Annotated in this window: 17 protein-coding genes and 2 pseudogenes; 12 read left to right on the top strand and 7 right to left on the bottom strand. The window is 73.1% G+C overall.

All coding sequences use genetic code 11. The annotated features are described in order from the left end of the window. Window positions 1–6 precede the first annotated feature (6 nt). Together IE142_RS24005 and IE142_RS24000 are read right to left on the bottom strand one after the other, a co-directional pair. The gene (locus tag IE142_RS24005) at window positions 7–1305 is read right to left on the bottom strand and encodes an MFS transporter (protein ID WP_191887667.1); all 1299 of its coding nucleotides are present in this window, start codon (window positions 1303–1305) and stop codon (window positions 7–9) included. 95 nt (window positions 1306–1400) lie between these two features. Continuing rightward, window positions 1401–2015: a LysE/ArgO family amino acid transporter gene (locus tag IE142_RS24000; protein WP_191887666.1), complete on the bottom strand. Its 615-nt coding sequence runs from the start codon at window positions 2013–2015 to the stop codon at window positions 1401–1403. Between the two features lie 84 nt (window positions 2016–2099). Here IE142_RS24000 and IE142_RS23995 point away from each other — a divergent pair, with 84 nt between their 5' ends. Both IE142_RS23995 and IE142_RS23990 read left to right on the top strand, forming a co-directional pair. Further along, a complete protein-coding gene (locus tag IE142_RS23995) occupies window positions 2100–2999 on the top strand; it encodes a LysR family transcriptional regulator ArgP (RefSeq protein ID WP_043376174.1) in 900 nt (299 codons plus the stop codon). A 113-nt stretch (window positions 3000–3112) separates the two neighbouring features. Beyond that, window positions 3113–3364, top strand: coding sequence for a WhiB family transcriptional regulator (locus IE142_RS23990; protein WP_191887665.1), 252 nt, complete (start codon window positions 3113–3115; stop codon window positions 3362–3364). 160 nt (window positions 3365–3524) lie between these two features. Here the strand turns inward: IE142_RS23990 and IE142_RS36915 are convergent, their stop codons facing one another. Then, on the bottom strand, window positions 3525–3818 hold the full coding sequence (locus IE142_RS36915; protein ID WP_368857240.1) for a DUF6098 family protein: 294 nt from the start codon (window positions 3816–3818) through the stop codon (window positions 3525–3527). Window positions 3819–3984: 166 nt separating this feature from the next. On the opposite strand from IE142_RS36915, the gene IE142_RS23985 reads away from it, so the two are divergent. Continuing rightward, the gene (locus tag IE142_RS23985; protein ID WP_191887664.1) at window positions 3985–4338 is read left to right on the top strand and encodes a DUF488 domain-containing protein; all 354 of its coding nucleotides are present in this window, start codon (window positions 3985–3987) and stop codon (window positions 4336–4338) included. A 55-nt stretch (window positions 4339–4393) separates the two neighbouring features. Here IE142_RS23985 and IE142_RS23980 read toward each other — a convergent pair whose 3' ends face one another. Next, complete coding sequence (locus IE142_RS23980) at window positions 4394–6067, bottom strand: FAD-binding dehydrogenase (protein ID WP_191887704.1); 1674 nt, start codon at window positions 6065–6067, stop codon at window positions 4394–4396. Between the two features lie 23 nt (window positions 6068–6090). Continuing rightward, window positions 6091–6714, bottom strand: a complete 624-nt coding sequence (locus IE142_RS23975; RefSeq protein WP_191887663.1) for a TetR/AcrR family transcriptional regulator — start codon at window positions 6712–6714, stop codon at window positions 6091–6093. Between the two features lie 125 nt (window positions 6715–6839). On the opposite strand from IE142_RS23975, the gene IE142_RS23970 reads away from it, so the two are divergent. The 3 genes from IE142_RS23970 to IE142_RS23960 all read left to right on the top strand — a co-directional run bounded on the left by IE142_RS23970 (window position 6840) and on the right by IE142_RS23960 (window position 9535). Then, window positions 6840–7469: an alpha-ketoglutarate-dependent dioxygenase AlkB gene (locus tag IE142_RS23970; RefSeq protein ID WP_191887662.1), complete on the top strand. Its 630-nt coding sequence runs from the start codon at window positions 6840–6842 to the stop codon at window positions 7467–7469. A gap of 77 nt (window positions 7470–7546) precedes the next feature. Next, a complete protein-coding gene (locus tag IE142_RS23965; protein ID WP_191887661.1) occupies window positions 7547–8293 on the top strand; it encodes an MBL fold metallo-hydrolase in 747 nt (248 codons plus the stop codon). A gap of 9 nt (window positions 8294–8302) precedes the next feature. Further along, complete coding sequence (locus IE142_RS23960; RefSeq protein WP_191887660.1) at window positions 8303–9535, top strand: DUF4032 domain-containing protein; 1233 nt, start codon at window positions 8303–8305, stop codon at window positions 9533–9535. 96 nt (window positions 9536–9631) lie between these two features. Here the strand turns inward: IE142_RS23960 and IE142_RS23955 are convergent, their stop codons facing one another. Continuing rightward, window positions 9632–10507: a universal stress protein gene (locus IE142_RS23955; RefSeq protein ID WP_191887659.1), complete on the bottom strand. Its 876-nt coding sequence runs from the start codon at window positions 10505–10507 to the stop codon at window positions 9632–9634. 63 nt (window positions 10508–10570) lie between these two features. Between IE142_RS23955 and IE142_RS36910 the strand changes: the two are divergent. The 6 genes and pseudogenes from IE142_RS36910 to IE142_RS23925 form a co-directional block, all read left to right on the top strand. Next, window positions 10571–10735, top strand: a pseudogene (locus IE142_RS36910) (VOC family protein); the annotation flags it as partial. Then, window positions 10734–11027 (top strand): annotated as a pseudogene (locus IE142_RS23945) (CAP domain-containing protein); the annotation flags it as partial. The pseudogenes IE142_RS36910 and IE142_RS23945, both read left to right, overlap by 2 nt. Before the next feature lie 130 nt (window positions 11028–11157). Continuing rightward, window positions 11158–11835, top strand: coding sequence for an AIM24 family protein (locus IE142_RS23940; RefSeq protein ID WP_191887657.1), 678 nt, complete (start codon window positions 11158–11160; stop codon window positions 11833–11835). A gap of 148 nt (window positions 11836–11983) precedes the next feature. Beyond that, window positions 11984–12943 carry a threonine/serine dehydratase family protein gene (locus IE142_RS23935; protein ID WP_191887656.1) on the top strand — a complete coding sequence of 320 codons (960 nt, stop codon included), beginning with the start codon at window positions 11984–11986 and terminating at the stop codon, window positions 12941–12943. Window positions 12944–13243: 300 nt separating this feature from the next. Next, window positions 13244–14221 (top strand): LLM class F420-dependent oxidoreductase, encoded by a 978-nt coding sequence (locus IE142_RS23930; RefSeq protein ID WP_191887655.1) that lies wholly within the window; start codon window positions 13244–13246, stop codon window positions 14219–14221. A 109-nt stretch (window positions 14222–14330) separates the two neighbouring features. Continuing rightward, a complete protein-coding gene (locus IE142_RS23925) occupies window positions 14331–14756 on the top strand; it encodes an SsgA family sporulation/cell division regulator (RefSeq protein WP_191887654.1) in 426 nt (141 codons plus the stop codon). A 10-nt stretch (window positions 14757–14766) separates the two neighbouring features. Here the strand turns inward: IE142_RS23925 and IE142_RS23920 are convergent, their stop codons facing one another. Continuing rightward, window positions 14767–15264, bottom strand: coding sequence for a DUF6328 family protein (locus tag IE142_RS23920; RefSeq protein WP_191887653.1), 498 nt, complete (start codon window positions 15262–15264; stop codon window positions 14767–14769). Window positions 15265–15313 lie beyond the last annotated feature (49 nt).

The following is a 15313-nucleotide window of genomic DNA, read 5'->3' as shown; positions in this document are numbered from 1 at the left end:
GTGCCGTCAGACCCGGTAGCGGCGCAGCGCCGGCATCGCGGCCGCCAGGGCCAGCATCACCACGACGACGAGGACCCCGCCGCCGGCCGCCGCCTCGCGCGCGCCGAAGGCCGAGCCCGCGCCGCCGTGCAGGACGTCGGCGAGGCGGGGACCGCCCGCGACGACCACGGTGAAGACGCCCTGCATGCGTCCGCGCATCTCGTCGGTCGCGGCGGACAGCAGGATCGCCCCGCGGAACACCATGGAGACCATGTCCGCGACTCCGGCCACCGCCAGGAACGCCACCGCGAGCCAGAGGCTGGAACTCAGCCCGAAGCCGGCGACGGCGGCACCCCAGACCACGACCGCGCCGATCACCATCCAGCCGTGCCGGCGGGCCCGGGAGTAGGCGCCGGAGAACAGCCCGCCGACCACCGCGCCGATGGGGATCGCCGCGAACAGCAGCCCGAGGGCGAGCCCTTCGCCGTAGCCGGCGTAGGTCTCGGAGGCGAGCTGCGGGAACAGGGCGCGGGGCATCCCGAGGACCATGGCCACGATGTCGGCCAGGAAGGACAGCAGCAGCACCTTGTGCCCGGCGATGTAACGGAAGCCCGCCACGACCTCCCGGACGCCGGCGCGCCGGGCCGCCGTGCCCGCGAGCGGCGGCAGCGCGGGCAGCTTGTGGACCGCCCACACGGTGACGCACAGGGCCAAGGCGTCGATCAGGTACAGCTCGGCCAGGCCGACGACCGGGATGAGGGCGCCGGCGAGCAGCGGGCCGACCACCTGTCCGGTCTGCATGACGGTCGAGCCGAGCGCGTTGGCGGCGGGCAGCTCGTCCTCGGGGACCAGACGGGCGATGGAGGCGTTGCGGGTCGGCGCGTTCAGGCCCCAGAAGGCCTGCTGGAGCGCGAGCAGGAGCATGAGGGCGGCCACCGACTCGAGGCCGGTGACCGCCTGCAGCCAGAACAGGACCGAGGTCACGGCGATGCCGGTGTTGGTGATCAGCAGCAGTTTGCGGCGGTCCATGGTGTCGGCGACCGCGCCGCCCCACAGCGCGAACACGATCAGCGGCAGCAGGCCCGCGAGGCTCGCGGCGCCGACCCAGGCCGAGGAGCCGGTGATGTCGTAGATCTGTTTGGGCACGGCGACGGCGGTGAGCTGACTGCCGACCGCCGTGACGATGGTCGAGGACCACAGCCTGCGGTAGGCCGGGCGGCGCAGGGGCCGGGTGTCCATGGCCCAGCGGCGCAGGCCACGCCGTGGTGCTCCGTCGGGGGCGGGGCCCTCCGACCCGGGTTCGGTACTGCTCTCGCTGGTGTCCACGCGCTTCCTACGTGCTCGAACATCTTTCGCGCTGCGGGCTTACTATCGCAGCTCCGTTCGAGCTCCAGGGCCCCGCCCGGCCGCTCGGGGCCCGCTCAGGCCCCGGCGATGAGAGTGACCCCAAGGATGATCATGGTGGCGGCGACCAGCGCGTCGAGCACCCGCCAGGCCGCGGGGCGGGCCAGGAAGCGGCCCAGGTAGCGGGCGCCGAAGCCCAGCGCGGCGAACCAGCACAGGCTGGCGACCACGGCGCCCAGACCGAAGGTCCAGCGCAGCGGCCCCCGGTCGGCGGCGACCGAGCCCAGCAGGAACACGGTGTCGAGGTAGACGTGCGGGTTGAGCCAGGTCAGCGCCAGGCAGGTGAGGACCGCCCGGCGGCGCGAGCCGGCCGCGTCGCCCTCCGCCCGCAGTCCGCCGGCCGGCCGGAACACCCGCCGGGCGGCCAGGGCGCCGTAGCAGAGCAGGAAGGCGCCGCCGATCCAGCCGATCACGGTCAGGGCGTCCGGCCACGCCACCACCACCGCGCCGACCCCGCCGACGCCCAGGGCGATGAGCAGGGCGTCGGACAGCGCGCAGATGCCGACCACGGCGAGAACCGCGTCGCGGCGGACGCCCTGGCGCAGGACGAAGGCGTTCTGTGCGCCGATGGCGACGATGAGCGAGAGGCCGGTGCCGAAGCCGGCGGCCGCGGCGGTGAGGGCGTTGGTCATGACTTCGACGCTAAGCGCGCGATCAGCGCCCGTACAGCTAAAGGTTCTTACGTATCCTTAGCCATTGTGATGACGGGACCGAGCATGCCGGCACCGGCGGACCTCCCCCTGGACCAGGTGCGCACCCTTCTGGCCGTGGTGGACGAAGGCACCTTCGACGCGGCCGCCGCGGCGCTGCACGTGACGCCGTCCGCGGTCAGCCAGCGGGTGAAGGCGCTGGAGCAGCGCACCGGCAGGGTGTTGCTGCTGCGCACCAAGCCGGTGCGGCCCACGGAATCCGGGGCGGTGCTGGTGCGCCTCGCCCGCCAGGTGGCCCGGCTGGAACGGGACGCCTACGCCGAACTGGGGCTGAGCGGGGCCGGGGAGCCGACCCGGGTCTCGGTGGCCGTGAACGCCGACTCGCTCGCGACCTGGTTCCTGGGAGCGCTGACGCGGGTCCCCCGGGAGCACGCGCTCTGTTTCGAGCTGCGCCGCGAGGACGAGGACCATACGGCAGCCCTGCTGCGGGAGGGCGTGGTGATGGCCGCGGTGACCTCGTCGCCCGACCCGGTCCCCGGCTGCACCGTCCGGTACCTGGGGCGGATGCGGTATCTCCCCTGCGCCGCCCCGGACTTCGCCGCGCGCCACCTCGACGGACCGCCCGCCGAGACGCTCGCCGGGGCGCCGGTGGTGCTCTTCGACCGGCGGGACGACTTCCAGGACGGCTTCGCGCGCCGGCTCGGTCACCGCGACGCGGGACCCGCGCGGCACTACGTGCCGACCTCGGAGGGCTTCGTCGACGCGGTCGCCGCCGGTCTCGGCTGGGGCATGGTGCCCGAACCACAGGCCGGACCCCTGCTCGGCGCCGGCCGGCTCGTCGACTTCGCGCCGGACCGGTCGGTGGACGTCCCGCTGTACTGGCAGCAGTGGAAGCTCGACTCCCCGGCGCTGGCCACGGTGGCCGAGGCGGTGGCGTCGGCGGCTGCGGAGGCGCTGCGCCGGTAGACACGGGACGCGATCGAAGGCGCCGCGCCGGTTTCGCCCCGGATCGACAGGCCACCCGGAACGGAGCAAGGCATACACGAGGGCGCGAACGATACCGATCGCAGGTGACATTGATGGACGACTGGCGAGAGCACGCCGAGTGCCGCACGGAGGACCCCGACCTGTTCTTCCCGATCGGCACCACCGGACCGGCCGCTTTGCAGGCCGAGCAGGCCAAGGCGGTCTGCCGGCGTTGTCCGGTGCGGGAGCAGTGTCTGCGATGGGCGCTCGACACCGGGCAGTCCATCGGCGTGTGGGGCGGGACCAGTGAAATGGAGCGCCGGGCGCTCAAGCGCCGCGAGGCCGTGCGCAGGAGGTCCGGCTGAGTCCCGTCGGCTCCTCTCAGCGGCCGGTGCGGCGCAGGTGTCCCCAGGGCGCTCCTGGCCTTCCACCTCGGCCCGGGCCTCCTCGATGACGCCCGGGTCGATCCAGCACAGCGGCCGGGCGTCGGCCACCAGCGGTTCGTTGCCCGGACCGCGGCCCGCCTCACGGCCGGTGAACACCCAGGCCTGGGCGCCGGGGTCCCTTGTCGTGCGGCAGATGCGCGTAGTCGTGCAGCCGCCGGGCCGCCCACACCCGCACGGGCGGTACGCCCACCAAGCCTCCACCTCGAGGGGTTTGGCGGAGGCCCGGCATGGGCACGCCGGTGAGTCCGCCGGTGCCGGAGACGTCGGTGAGGTCGGTGCCGGGGCCGCGCGACCAGCGTACGTACCGGCCCCGGTCCGCCGGACGAGGTCGGTCAGTTCGTGGAGTGACCGCACCACCGGCAACCCGTCCGATGGGCGCATGCGCCGACCTCCCTCGTCACACCGCCGGGGCGACGGACTACCCGGAAGACGTGGCAGGGGAACCGGGCCGTTCCCGAACGGCGCACGCGTCCCCGCCGCCCCGTGGGCACCCGACGTAGGCTCACGACAGCACTGGTGCCGTCGAGAGGGGACCGGCCATGAGCGTGCGGGTGCGCCGCATCTACGATGCGCCCGAGCCGGACGACGGCGTGCGGGTCCTGGTCGACCGGCTGTGGCCGCGGGGCGTGGCCAAGGACGTGGCCCACGTGGACGAGTGGCCCAAGGGTCTTACCCCGTCGTCGGAGCTGCGCCGCTGGTACCACGCGGGCGAGGGGTCGTACGAGGAGTTCGCCGAGCGGTACGAGGCCGAGCTGGCGGCCCCGGAGGCGGTGGCACTCCTCGACCGCGTGCGGGACTTGGCGGGCGAGGGCGACGTGACGCTGCTGACGGCGTCCAGGTCCCCCGAGGAGAGCCACGCTTCCGTGCTGCTCCGGCTCCTCGGCGAGGAGTGAGACCGGAGCGGCATGCGCCGGACGCCCCCGAGGGCGGGTGGGAGGCGTGTCTCGATCAGGCCGTCTGCCGTGCCGCGGCCCGGCCCGCCGCGCGTCCCGAGAACAGGCAGCCGCCGAGGAAGGTGCCCTCGAGCGCGTTGTACCCGTGCACCCCTCCTCCGCCGAACCCGGCCACCTCGCCGGCCGCGTACAGACCGTCGACGGGCGTGCCGTCGGCGCCGAGGGCGCGGGAGTCGAGGTCGGTCTGGATGCCGCCGAGGGTCTTGCGGGTGAGGATGTGCAGCTTGACGCCGATCAGCGGGCCCGCCGCCGGGTCGAGGATGCGGTGCGGCACGGCGACCCGGCCGAGGCGGTCGCCTATGTAGCGGCGGGCGTTGCGGATGCCCTGCACCTGGGCGTCCTTGGCGTACGGGTTGGCCGTCTGGAGGTCACGGGCCGCTATCTGGCGCCTGATCGAGGCGGCGTCCAGGAGCGGCTTCTCGGTCAGCGCGTTCATCCGGTCGACCAGCTGCTCCAGGTCGGGCGCGCTCACGAAGTCGGCGCCCTCGCGCAGGAAGGCGTCCACCGGGCCCGGGGCCCCCTTGCCGAGGACGCGTTCGCGCAGGAAGCCGGCACGGTCCTTGGCGGTGATGTCGGGGTTCTGCTCGGAGCCGGAGAGCGCGAACTCCTTCTCGATGATCTTCTGGGTGAGGATGAACCAGGAGTGGTCGAGACCCGCGAGGCCGTCGGCGGTGCGCAAGTGCCGCAGGGTGCCGAGGGTGTCGTAGCCGGGCAGGCAGGGCTCGGGCAGCCGGCGGCCGAGGGCGTCGAACCACATCGAGGACGGGCCGGGCAGGATGCGGATGCCGTGGCCCGGCCAGATGGGGTCCCAGTTGCGCACGCCCTCGGTGTAGTGCCACATCCGGTCGCGGTTGACGAGGCGGGCGCCCGCCTCGGCGCTGATGTCGAGCATCCGCCCGTCGACGTAGGCGGGGACGCCGGTGACCATCTCGGCGGGCGGGGTGCCGAGGCGCTCGGGCCAGTGGCGGCGGACGACGTCGTGGTCGCCGCCGATGCCGCCGGAGGTGACGATCACGGCCCGGGCGGTGAGCTCGAACTCGCCGATCGCGTCGCGGTTGGAGGCGACACCGCGGGACGAGTGGTCCTCGGCGAGGACCGTGCCCCGAACGCCGCGCGCCGTGCCGTCCTCGACGACCAGGTGGTCGACGCGGTGGCGGTGGTGGAAGGTGAGCAGCCCGTCGCGGGCCGCCTGCTTCGCGTACCGGACGAACGGCTCGACGACTCCGGTGCCGGTGCCCCAGGCGATGTGGAAGCGCGGCACGGAGTTGCCGTGCCCGCCCGCCCGGAGGTCGCCGCGCTCGGCCCAGCCGACGGTGGGCAGGAAGGTGATGCCGTGCCCGGCGAGCCAGGAGCGCTTCTCCCCCGCCGCCCACTCGACGTAGGCACGCGCCCAGCGCACCGCCCAGGAGTCCTCGTCCTCGGCCCGGTCGAAGCCCGCGCTGCCCTGCCAGTCGCTCCAGGCCAGGTCGAAGGAGTCCTTGACGCCGAGGCGTCGCTGCTCGGGGGAGTCGACGAGGAAGAGGCCGCCGAAGGACCAGAAGGCCTGCCCGCCGAGGTTGGCCGCGTTCTCCTGGTCGACCAGGGCGACCCTCCTGCCGCGGCTGGTCAGCTCGTGCGCCGCGACCAGGCCCGCAAGTCCCGCTCCGACCACGATGACGTCGGCATCCATGGCGACCGTCCCTTCCTGTTCCGTCATTGACGAGTGCTGCCGTCGGTGAGCAATGCGGTGAGCAGCTGTCGCAGCCAGTCCCGGGCGTGCTCGACGTCCCGGTCCAGCAGCAGTTGGGTGGTGACGCCGTCGTACGCGGCCACCACGGCGTGCGCGGCGCCCTCCGCGTCGCCCAGCACGGCGGGCAGGGGGGTGTGCCCCCGCGCCCTGACGAGCCGGCCGGCGATCGCCCGCCTCAGGCGTGCCCGGTGTTCCAGCAGGGACCGGGACACGGCGCGGTCGCGAGCGGCGTGCACCAGGAAGTCCGTCTTCACCAGGAGCCAGTCCCGGTCCAGGAGCAGTACCTCGGTGACCCGGTCCACGGCGCCCGGTACGTCGAGGTCGGGACCGTCGGAGGCGAGGGCGCCGGACACCTGCTCGGCGATCAGGTCGGCCCGCTGCCGGTAGAGGGCGAAGAACAGCTCGTCGAGGCTGTCGAAGTTGGAGTAGAAGGCGCCCCGGCTGTACCCGGCCGCCTCGCAGACCTCCTCGATCGACACCCGCCCGAACCCCTTGGCGGCGAACACGCCGAACGCGGCCTCCAGGAGGTTCGCGCGGGTGCGCACGCGCCGCCTGGTCACGCGCCCGGTCGTCGCCCTCACCGCCATCCGGGCCCTCCCCTGCGTCCGATGCGCGAATGTATCGGATACACCGACGTATCGAAAGGGCCGCGGCAGGAGGCAGGACCACGAGGCGGATAGAACAGACTTTCGAACAGAGGTAGGCTGGCTCCATGACCACGCACCTCCAGGGCTCGCTCTTCGACCAGGCCGACGAGGTCCGGCTCGGCCCGCTCGGTGGACTGCGCCGCACCGACCTGGGCGCCGGCGCCTGGATCGACCTGCTCCCCGGCTGGCTGAGCGGTGCCGACGCGCTGTTCGAGCGGCTGGCCACCGAGGTTCCGTGGCGGGCCGAGCGGCGGGCCATGTACGACCAGGTGGTGGACGTGCCCCGACTGCTCGCCTTCTACGGTGCGGGCGACGCCCTCCCCCACCCGCTCCTGACCGAGGCGCGCTCCGCACTGACCGCCCACTACGCCGATGAGCTGGGCGAGCCGTTCACCACCGCCGGGCTGTGCCACTACCGCGACGGCCGGGACAGCGTCGCCTGGCACGGGGACCGGATCGGCCGGGGCGCACGCCAGGACACGATGGTCGCGATCCTCTCGGTGGGCGCGCCCCGCGATCTGCTGCTGCGTCCGACGGCCGGGGGCGGTGACACGGTGCGCCGGCCGCTGGGCCACGGCGACCTGATCGTGATGGGCGGCTCCTGCCAGCGCACCTGGGAGCACTGCGTTCCCAAGAGCACCCGCGCCGTCGGACCCCGCATCAGCGTCCAGTTCCGCCCGCACGGCGTGCGCTGAGGGCCGCGCGCCCTTCGCGGCCGCCGCGTCTGGTTGGCTGTCGCCCGACGGGCAGCGACTGGCACACGGGAGGCCCCATGCACGCGGACGTACGGCAGGTCGCCGACGGCACCTACCTGGTGCACGGCGGCCACACCAACTGGGTGATCCTCACCGACGGGGACGCGGTCACCCTGATCGACACCGGCTACCCCGGCGACCGGCGACTGCTGCTGGACTCGCTGGCCGCCGTGGGGGGTTCTCCGGAGGCGGTGGCGGCCGTGCTGATCACCCACGCCCACAACGACCACCTGGGCTCGGCCCAGTACCTGCGCGCCGCCCACGGTATCCCGGTCCTCCTCCACCCGGCCGAAGTACCCCACGCCCGGCGGGACTTCCTGCAGCAGGTGTCCGTCCGCACCGTACTGCGCAACGCCCGGCGGCCGGGGGTACTGCCGTGGGCGCTGCACGTGCTGCGGTCCGGGGGCACCGAGCGGCACCCGGTGCTCTCGCCGGAGCCCTTCACCGGCGACGGCGCCCTGGACCTGCCCGGACGGCCCGTGCCGGTGCACACGCCCGGACACACGGACGGGCACTGCGTCTACCACCTCCCCGATGCCGGGGTGGTCGTCTCCGGCGACGCGCTGGTGAGCGCGCACGCCACCTCGCGGATCGCCGGACCGCAGTTGCTGCCAGGCATGTTCCATCACGACCGGCCGCGTGTCCTGGCCTCCCTCGACGTCATCGCGGAACTCGATGCCGACGTCCTGCTCCCCGGGCACGGGCCGGTCCACCGCGGCCTCGTGAAGGAAGCCGCGCGCCAGGCCCGGGAACGGGCGTTCTAGAGTCGGGGCATGGCCTTGCAGATCAGCGCCACCAACCCGGAGCACCCCGCGCTCCTGCTCGAACTGCCCTGGCAGACGCCGCTGGAGGAGTGGCCCGAGGAATACCTCGTGCCGCTGCCGCGCGGCATCTCCCGGCACGTCGTCCGCTATGCCCGGGCCGGCGACGAGGTGATCGCCGTCAAGGAGCTGGCCGAACGGCCCGCGCTGCGCGAGTACCAGCTGCTGCGCGACCTGGACCGCCTCGCGATCCCCGCGGTCGACGCGCTGGCCGTGGTCACCGGCCGCACCGGCGCCTCGGGCGTTCCGCTGGAACCGGTGCTGATCACCCGGCACCTGGGCGGCTCCATGCCGTACCGGTCGATGTTCGAGACGACGCTGCGCCCCGCCACCATGCACCGCCTGATGGACGCCCTGGCTGTGCTGCTGGTCCGGCTGCACCTCGCCGGGTTCGCCTGGGGCGACTGCTCGCTGTCCAACACCCTCTTCCGCCGTGACGCGGGCGCCTACGCCGCCTACCTGGTGGACGCCGAGACCGGTGAGCTGCACCAGCGGCTCAGCGACGGCCAGCGCGACTACGACCTCGACCTCGCGCGGGTGAACATCAGCGGGGAACTCCTCGACCTCGAGGCGTCGGGGGCGCTGCACCCCTCCGTCGACCCCATCGACTTCGGCACCGAGATCTGCGCCCGCTACCGAAGCCTGTGGGACGAGCTGACCCGCACCTCCGTCTATCCGGCGGGCAAGTACCACTACATCGAGCGCCGCATCCGGCGCCTCAACGATCTCGGCTTCGACGTGGCCGAGATGCAGATCGAGCACGCCTCCAACGGCGACACGGTCACCTTCGTGCCCAAGGTCGTCGACGCCGGCCACCACCAGCGCCAGTTGCTGCGCCTGACCGGGCTGGACGCCGAGGAGAACCAGGCCCGGCGGCTGCTGAACGATCTGGAGAGCTGGATGGCGACCCAGGACGACTACGCCCCGGGCGATCCCCTCGGCGCCCGCCCCGAAGTCCTCGCACACCGCTGGGTGCGGGAGGTGTTCCGGCCCACCGTGCGGGCGGTGCCGGTGGAGCTGCGCGGCGCGATGGACCCGGCCGAGATCTACCACGAGCTGCTGGAGCACCGCTGGTACCTGTCGGAGCGGGCACAGCACGACATCGGCCTGGAGACCGCCGTCGCGGACTACATCGCCAACATCCTGCCGAAGGCCCGAGAGACGCTGCAGCCGACGGCGGACTGAGCGGCCCACGGGCCTTCGGGGGTACCGTGCCGGGCCGACCGACGGGTGGGCGGGGCCGGACGGGCCTCCGGGCGGTGCCGGGCGGTGCGGGGACCCTCAGGTGTGCGGTACCACCGCGACCGGGCAGTCCGCGTGGTGCAGCACGCCGTGCGCCACGGAGCCGATGCGGGCACCGACGGCCGTGCGGCGGGCGCGGCGGCCGACTACCACCAGCTGGGCGCCACCGGCCACCGACAGCAGTACCTGGCCGGCGCTGCCCATCTCCACGTGCTCGATCACCGGGACGTCGGGGAAGCGCTCGCGCCACGGCCCCAGCGCCTCGCCGAGCGCCTTGCGCTCGTACTGCTCCAGTCCCCCGGCCTCGTCGGCGAGCGCCATGGAACCCGGGCTGTAGGTGAACACCGTCGGCAAGGTCCAGGCCCGCACGGCGCGCACCGTGGCGTCGCGAGCGGCGGCGGCCTCGAAGGCGAACCCGATCACGTCGGCACTGTCCTCGGGCTCCCCCTGTTGGCCCACGACGACCTCGCGGCCGGCGGCCTCCGTGGCGGCCTCGTCCCCGTCGCGCACGAGGACCACCGGCCGGGTGGCCTCGGCGATCACCCGCTGGCCGACGGAGCCGAGCAGGAATCCGACGACCGCCCCGTGGCCGCGCGAGCCGAGCACCAGCGCCTCGGCGTCGGCCCCGGCGGCGAGCAACGCGGCGACGGCGTCGTCGGCCTCACGGACATCCGTGTCCACCGTGAGTCCCGGGTGCCGCTCGGTCACGGTACGGACATACTCGGCGACCGCGTCCCGCACCGACCGCTCCTGCGCGTCCCGGTCCCCCACGCCCGCCGTGTCCTGCGGCTGGAACCGCCAGGCGTGCACGACACGCAGCGGTGCCTCGCGCCGGACCGCCTCCCTGGCGGCCCAGGCCAGCGCCGCCAGGCTCTCCTGCGAACCGTCCACCCCTGCCGTGATCGGGCGCGTCATGCGGGTCCCTCCCTGTGTCGCGGTCACGTCGTCCATGGGACCAGTCTTCCCTACGCCGTCCGCATGACCTCGGAGTGGAAGCAGGTGAACGTCGACGCGGCCGATCCCGCGGCGCTCGGGCGCTGGTGGACCGAGGCGCTCGGCTGGGCGGTGGTGAACGACGTCCCCGACGAGTACGAGATCCGTCCGGATCCGGACCGGCTGCCGGGGCTGCTCTTCGTCCCTGTGGAAGCTGCGCGCCCTGGGACAGGGGTACGCCGACGGACTCGCCGGGCTCGCCCGGGACTTCGGGGTGGACGTCGTCGACGAGGCGCCCGAGGAGCCGGCCGGTCGGGCACCGGCCGCCGACTCCGACGGTTTCCTGACCCTGGTCAATTCCAAGTCCCGTCCCGTCTCCGCTGATACCCGCCTGGTGTCGGCGGCCCGGGCACACGCCGCCGCCATGGCCGCCGCCGGCGCGCTGAGCGTCGAGAACCGCGACGGCGTCTCCGTGCACCAGCGCGTCGTCTCCGCGGGGTACACCGCCGGCGGCGGGGCGGGCACGTACTGGACCCAGCTCTTCGGCGGCTGAGCGCGGCCGACACCGGCCGCGCCGGCCCGGGCACCTCGCGATCTTGGCGGAACGGGGCACTCCGGGCCAGGATGCATGCATGAAGGGTGACCTCTTTTCCAGCGAGCACATGGTGCAGCCCGCCACCGCGCCGGGCATGACCGTCGAGAACTCCAAATGCATCCGTTACACGGTGAACGGCGAGATGCTGGCGCGGCAGGGCGCGATGGTCGCCTACCGCGGCAACCTCCAGTTCGAGCGCAAGGGCCAGGGCGTGGGCGGCATGCTCAAGCGCGCGGTCACCGGAGAGGGGCTACCCCTGATGGCGGTGCGCGGCCAGGGCGAGGCCTGGTTCGCGCACGAGGCGCAGAACTGCTTCGTCGTGGACGTGGAGCCCGGTGACGAATTCACGGTCAACGGCCGCAACGTCCTGTGTTTCGACTCGTCGTTGTCGTACAGCATCTCCACGGTCAAGGGCTCCGGCATCGCCGGCGGCGGGCTGTTCAACAGCGTCTTCACCGGTCAGGGCAGGCTGGGCCTGATCTGCGAGGGCAGCCCGCTGGTGATCCCGGTCTCGCCCCAGTACCCGGTCCACGTCGACACGGACGCGATCGTCGGCTGGTCCGCGGGGCTGACGACCTCGCTGCACCGCTCGCAGTCCATCGGCTCGATGCTGCGCGGCGGTTCCGGGGAGGCCGTGCAGCTGGTGCTCCAGGGCGAGGGGTTCGTCGTCGTGCGGCCGAGCGAGGCGACGCCGCAGAAGACGCAGCAGCACTGAGGGAACCCGGTCGTCACCGGCAGACCCGTGCCGGGCGGCCTGCCGCACCGAGACCCGTGAGGCCGCGGGACCGTGTTGACCTGGGGCACCTCGCGCGAAAGGGTTCCAGGGGGCGCGCACGGACGCCCGGGCCGGAAGGAAGACTGCCTTGATCGGAATCACGGACATCGAAGCCGCGGCCGAGCGGATCGCCGGACACGTCGTACGCACCCCGACCGTGCCCAGCCCCGGGCTGTCCGCGCTGCTCGGGGCACCGGTCACCGCGAAGTTGGAGCTGCTCCAGCGCACCGGCTCGTTCAAGGCGCGCGGTGCCACGGCGAAGCTGCTGTCACTCACCGAGGCCGAGCGGGCCGCCGGGGTCGTCGCGGTCAGCGGCGGCAACCACGGCATCGCGGTGGCGGTCATGGCCGCCGCGCTCGACGTGAAGGCCACCGTGGTCATGCCGCGTACGGCACCGGCCCGTTCCGTGGAGACCGCCGAGGAGGCGGGTGCGCTGGTGCGGCTCACCGACGGCATGGACAGCGCCTTCGCGCTCGTGTCCCGGCTGCGCGAGGAGGGGCTGACCCTGGTGCACCCCTTCGACGACCCCGTGGTGGTCGCCGGACAGGGCACCGTGGGGCTGGAGTTCGCCGAGGACGCCGGGGAGCTCACCGACGTCCTCGTGAGCATCGGGGGCGGCGGGCTGGTCGCGGGGGTGGCGGCGGCGCTGCGGGCGCGGCTGCCGGACGTGCGGATCTGGGGCGTGGAGACCGAGGGCGCCGAGGCCATGTCCCAGGCCCTGGCGGCGGGCGGTCCGCTGTCCGTGCCCCTGTCGTCGATCGTCACGACGCTCAGCGCTCCAGCCGTCTCGCAGCTGACGTACGAGCATGTGTCCGCGCTGGTCACCGATGTGTTCGTGGTGCCGGACCGGGAGGCGGTCGAGGGTTCGCTGGCGCTCGCCGAACACGGGAAGGTCTGGACCGAGCCGGCCGCCGGATGTCTGCTGCCCGCGGCCCGGCGGGTGGTGGAGCGGGTGGGGAAGGGCGCCAGGATCGGGCTGGTGGTCTGCGGCGGTAACGCCACGACCGCCGACATGGCGGGTTGGGCGGACCGCTTCGGGCTGCGCTGACGGCCTTCCCCGCGCGAGATCCGCATTTGCCGCGGGTTACCAGCAGGTCGGTCCCGCATTTCCGGAGTGCGCACCGGTTGCGGGAATTCCGTTGCCGAACACACGCGCGAGCCGCCCAGTGCAGAGGCGGTGCACGCCCGCATGTCGCTTTTCACGCATTCGCGCCCGCGCGACTGTCGGCCGCCTCGGAGAAGGACCGGAGCGCTCGCCGCCGTCCTAGACACGTTCCGGGAGGGCACGGACCGGCGCGCGTGAGCACCAGGGCCGTTTTCGCTCCGTCCCGCCGGGGACTCGCCGGTTATGGTGCAAATCGGATACACGATGATGACCGAGCAGGCCGGCCCCCGTGAGCTCGTCGGCCATGTGGTGCGCGCCGAGCAGGTGGGGTTCGACTTCTCGGTGACCTCGGACCACTACTTCCCGTGGCTGCGCGAGCAGGGCCACTCGCCGTACGCGTGGAGCGTGCTGGGCGCGGCGGCACAGGCGACCTCCCGCATCCCGCTGATGACCTACGTGACGTGCCCGACGTTCCGCTACCACCCGGCGGTGGTGGCGCAGAAGGCGGCGACGGTGCAGTTGCTGTCCGAGGGCCGGTTCCGGCTGGGACTGGGCTCGGGCGAGAACCTCAACGAGCACGTGGTGGGCGGCGGCTGGCCGTCGGTCGACGTGCGCCACGAGATGCTCCAGGAGGCCGTGGAGATCATTCGGGCGCTGTTCGAGGGCGGCCACGTGAACCACCGCGGCACGCACTTCGACGTGGAGTCGGCGCGGCTGTGGGACGTGCCGGACAGCCCGCCGCCCATCGGCATCGCCGTCTCCGGGGAGCGCTCCTGCAAGCTCGCGGGCGAGCACGCCGATCTGGTGATCGCCACCGAGCCCAAGCAGGGGCTGCTGGAGTCCTTCGACCGGCACGGCGGCAGCGGCAAGCCACGCGTCGGTCAGCTGCCGGTGTCCTACGACCCCGACCGGGACACGGCGATCAAGCGCGCCCACGCGCAGTTCCGCTGGTTCGGCAGCGGCTGGAAGGTCAACTCGGAACTTCCGCACCCGGATGCCTTCGAGGCGGCCACCCAGTTCGTCACCCCGGACGACGTCGCCGAGTCGATCCCGTGCGGCGACGACCCGGACGCCTTCGTGGCGGCCGTACGCCCCTATGCAGAGGCCGGGTTCACGGAGATCGCCCTGGTGCAGATCGGCGGCGAGACCCAACCCGCATTCCTGGACTGGTCGGAGAAGACCCTGCTGCCCGCACTCCGCGACGCGCTGGGCGGCTCGTGACACCCGGCCGGGGAACCCGGCCGGCGACGATTCACCCGTCCGACGGAGCATCTTGCGGACCTGCGGGGTACTAGAGGGCTCTACGTCCGTTTCCCTGGAGGCTCCTGTCGTGAACTCCCCCGTGCACAAGACGCTCGTCGTACAGCTCCAGGCGGGCGACGCCGAACGCTGCCCGGTGCTCGCCCACCTCGGCTACGACGCGGCGGACCCGTTCGCGCTCACCGTGGTGTTCAGCCACGACGGCCGTGTGCTCGCCCGCTGGACGCTGGACCGGGAGATGGTGGGCGACGGGCTGACCCGTCCGGTCGGCGTGGGGGACGTGCGGCTGCGGCCCGAGTCGCGGGGCGTGTGGGACGAGTTGCGCATCGAACTGCTCGGCGACGCCCGGCCGGACGGCGAGCGCCACCGCGCCGTGGTGTTCGTGTGGGCGGCGGCGGTCGAGGCCTTCCTCCGCGAGACGTACGACGTGGTCCGGCCGGGGCGGGAGGAAGTGTGTGTCGACGACTTCCTCGCGGAGCTGATGGCCGAGGGCTGACCGTCCGCCCTCAGCGGGACGTGTGGTGGTACCGGGTCCACAGCGGGATCCCGAACCAGCACAGCAGGTACCAGAAGACGACGCCGACCACGAGGTAGGGCACGAAACCGTCGTCGGTCGCGACGCGCAGGATCAGCAGGAGCGAGCAGGCCGTCGTCGCGAGCAGCAGCACGAGACCGAGCACGGTCAGCCGGGATGCCCACCGCACCGCCTGCGGCTTCACGCGCCGCCCCGAGACGAGACGGTGCAGGGCAACCGGCCCGATCAGTGCGCCGGTCGTCACGGCACCGAGGACGACCGTGATCAGGTAGATCGTCTGGTCGGCGTCCGAGAGGTCGTCGTACTTGGGCTGGAACACGACGGTGAGCAGGAAGCCGAACAGGATCTGTACGCCCATCTGCGCGACGCGGACCTCCTGGATCAGCTCCGTCCACATCCGGTCCGCCCGCTCCTCCTCGGTCTCGTTGCGCCCCCGGCGCCGCACCGACCCCTCAGCCGCGTCCGTCACGTTTCCTCCCGTTGCCGTGGCCTGCGTCCTGTTGCCTCTTCCCGGGTTC

This window comes from Streptomyces mutabilis, from assembly GCF_014649815.1.
In the GTDB taxonomy this organism is placed as follows: Bacteria; Actinomycetota; Actinomycetes; order Streptomycetales; family Streptomycetaceae; genus Streptomyces; species Streptomyces mutabilis.
The sequence above is the reverse complement of the archived record's forward strand: the minus strand, read 5'-3'. Positions and strand labels throughout refer to the sequence as shown.

Excerpts from the sequence above, each read along its gene's own strand:
- IE142_RS23995 (WP_043376174.1), top strand. The coding sequence starts at position 2,100 with ATGCCGGCACCGGCGGACCTCCCCCTGGACCAGGTGCGCACCCTTCTG.
- IE142_RS23960 (WP_191887660.1), top strand. The coding sequence starts at position 8,303 with ATGGCCTTGCAGATCAGCGCCACCAACCCGGAGCACCCCGCGCTCCTG.
- IE142_RS23930 (WP_191887655.1), top strand. The coding sequence starts at position 13,244 with ATGGTGCAAATCGGATACACGATGATGACCGAGCAGGCCGGCCCCCGT.
- IE142_RS23975 (WP_191887663.1), bottom strand. The coding sequence starts at position 6,714 with ATGGCGGTGAGGGCGACGACCGGGCGCGTGACCAGGCGGCGCGTGCGC.
- IE142_RS23980 (WP_191887704.1), bottom strand. The coding sequence starts at position 6,067 with ATGGATGCCGACGTCATCGTGGTCGGAGCGGGACTTGCGGGCCTGGTC.
- IE142_RS23970 (WP_191887662.1), top strand. The coding sequence starts at position 6,840 with ATGACCACGCACCTCCAGGGCTCGCTCTTCGACCAGGCCGACGAGGTC.
- IE142_RS23940 (WP_191887657.1), top strand. The coding sequence starts at position 11,158 with ATGAAGGGTGACCTCTTTTCCAGCGAGCACATGGTGCAGCCCGCCACC.
- IE142_RS24000 (WP_191887666.1), bottom strand. The coding sequence starts at position 2,015 with ATGACCAACGCCCTCACCGCCGCGGCCGCCGGCTTCGGCACCGGCCTC.
- IE142_RS23965 (WP_191887661.1), top strand. The coding sequence starts at position 7,547 with ATGCACGCGGACGTACGGCAGGTCGCCGACGGCACCTACCTGGTGCAC.
- IE142_RS23955 (WP_191887659.1), bottom strand. The coding sequence starts at position 10,507 with ATGACGCGCCCGATCACGGCAGGGGTGGACGGTTCGCAGGAGAGCCTG.
- IE142_RS23990 (WP_191887665.1), top strand. The coding sequence starts at position 3,113 with ATGGACGACTGGCGAGAGCACGCCGAGTGCCGCACGGAGGACCCCGAC.
- IE142_RS23985 (WP_191887664.1), top strand. The coding sequence starts at position 3,985 with ATGAGCGTGCGGGTGCGCCGCATCTACGATGCGCCCGAGCCGGACGAC.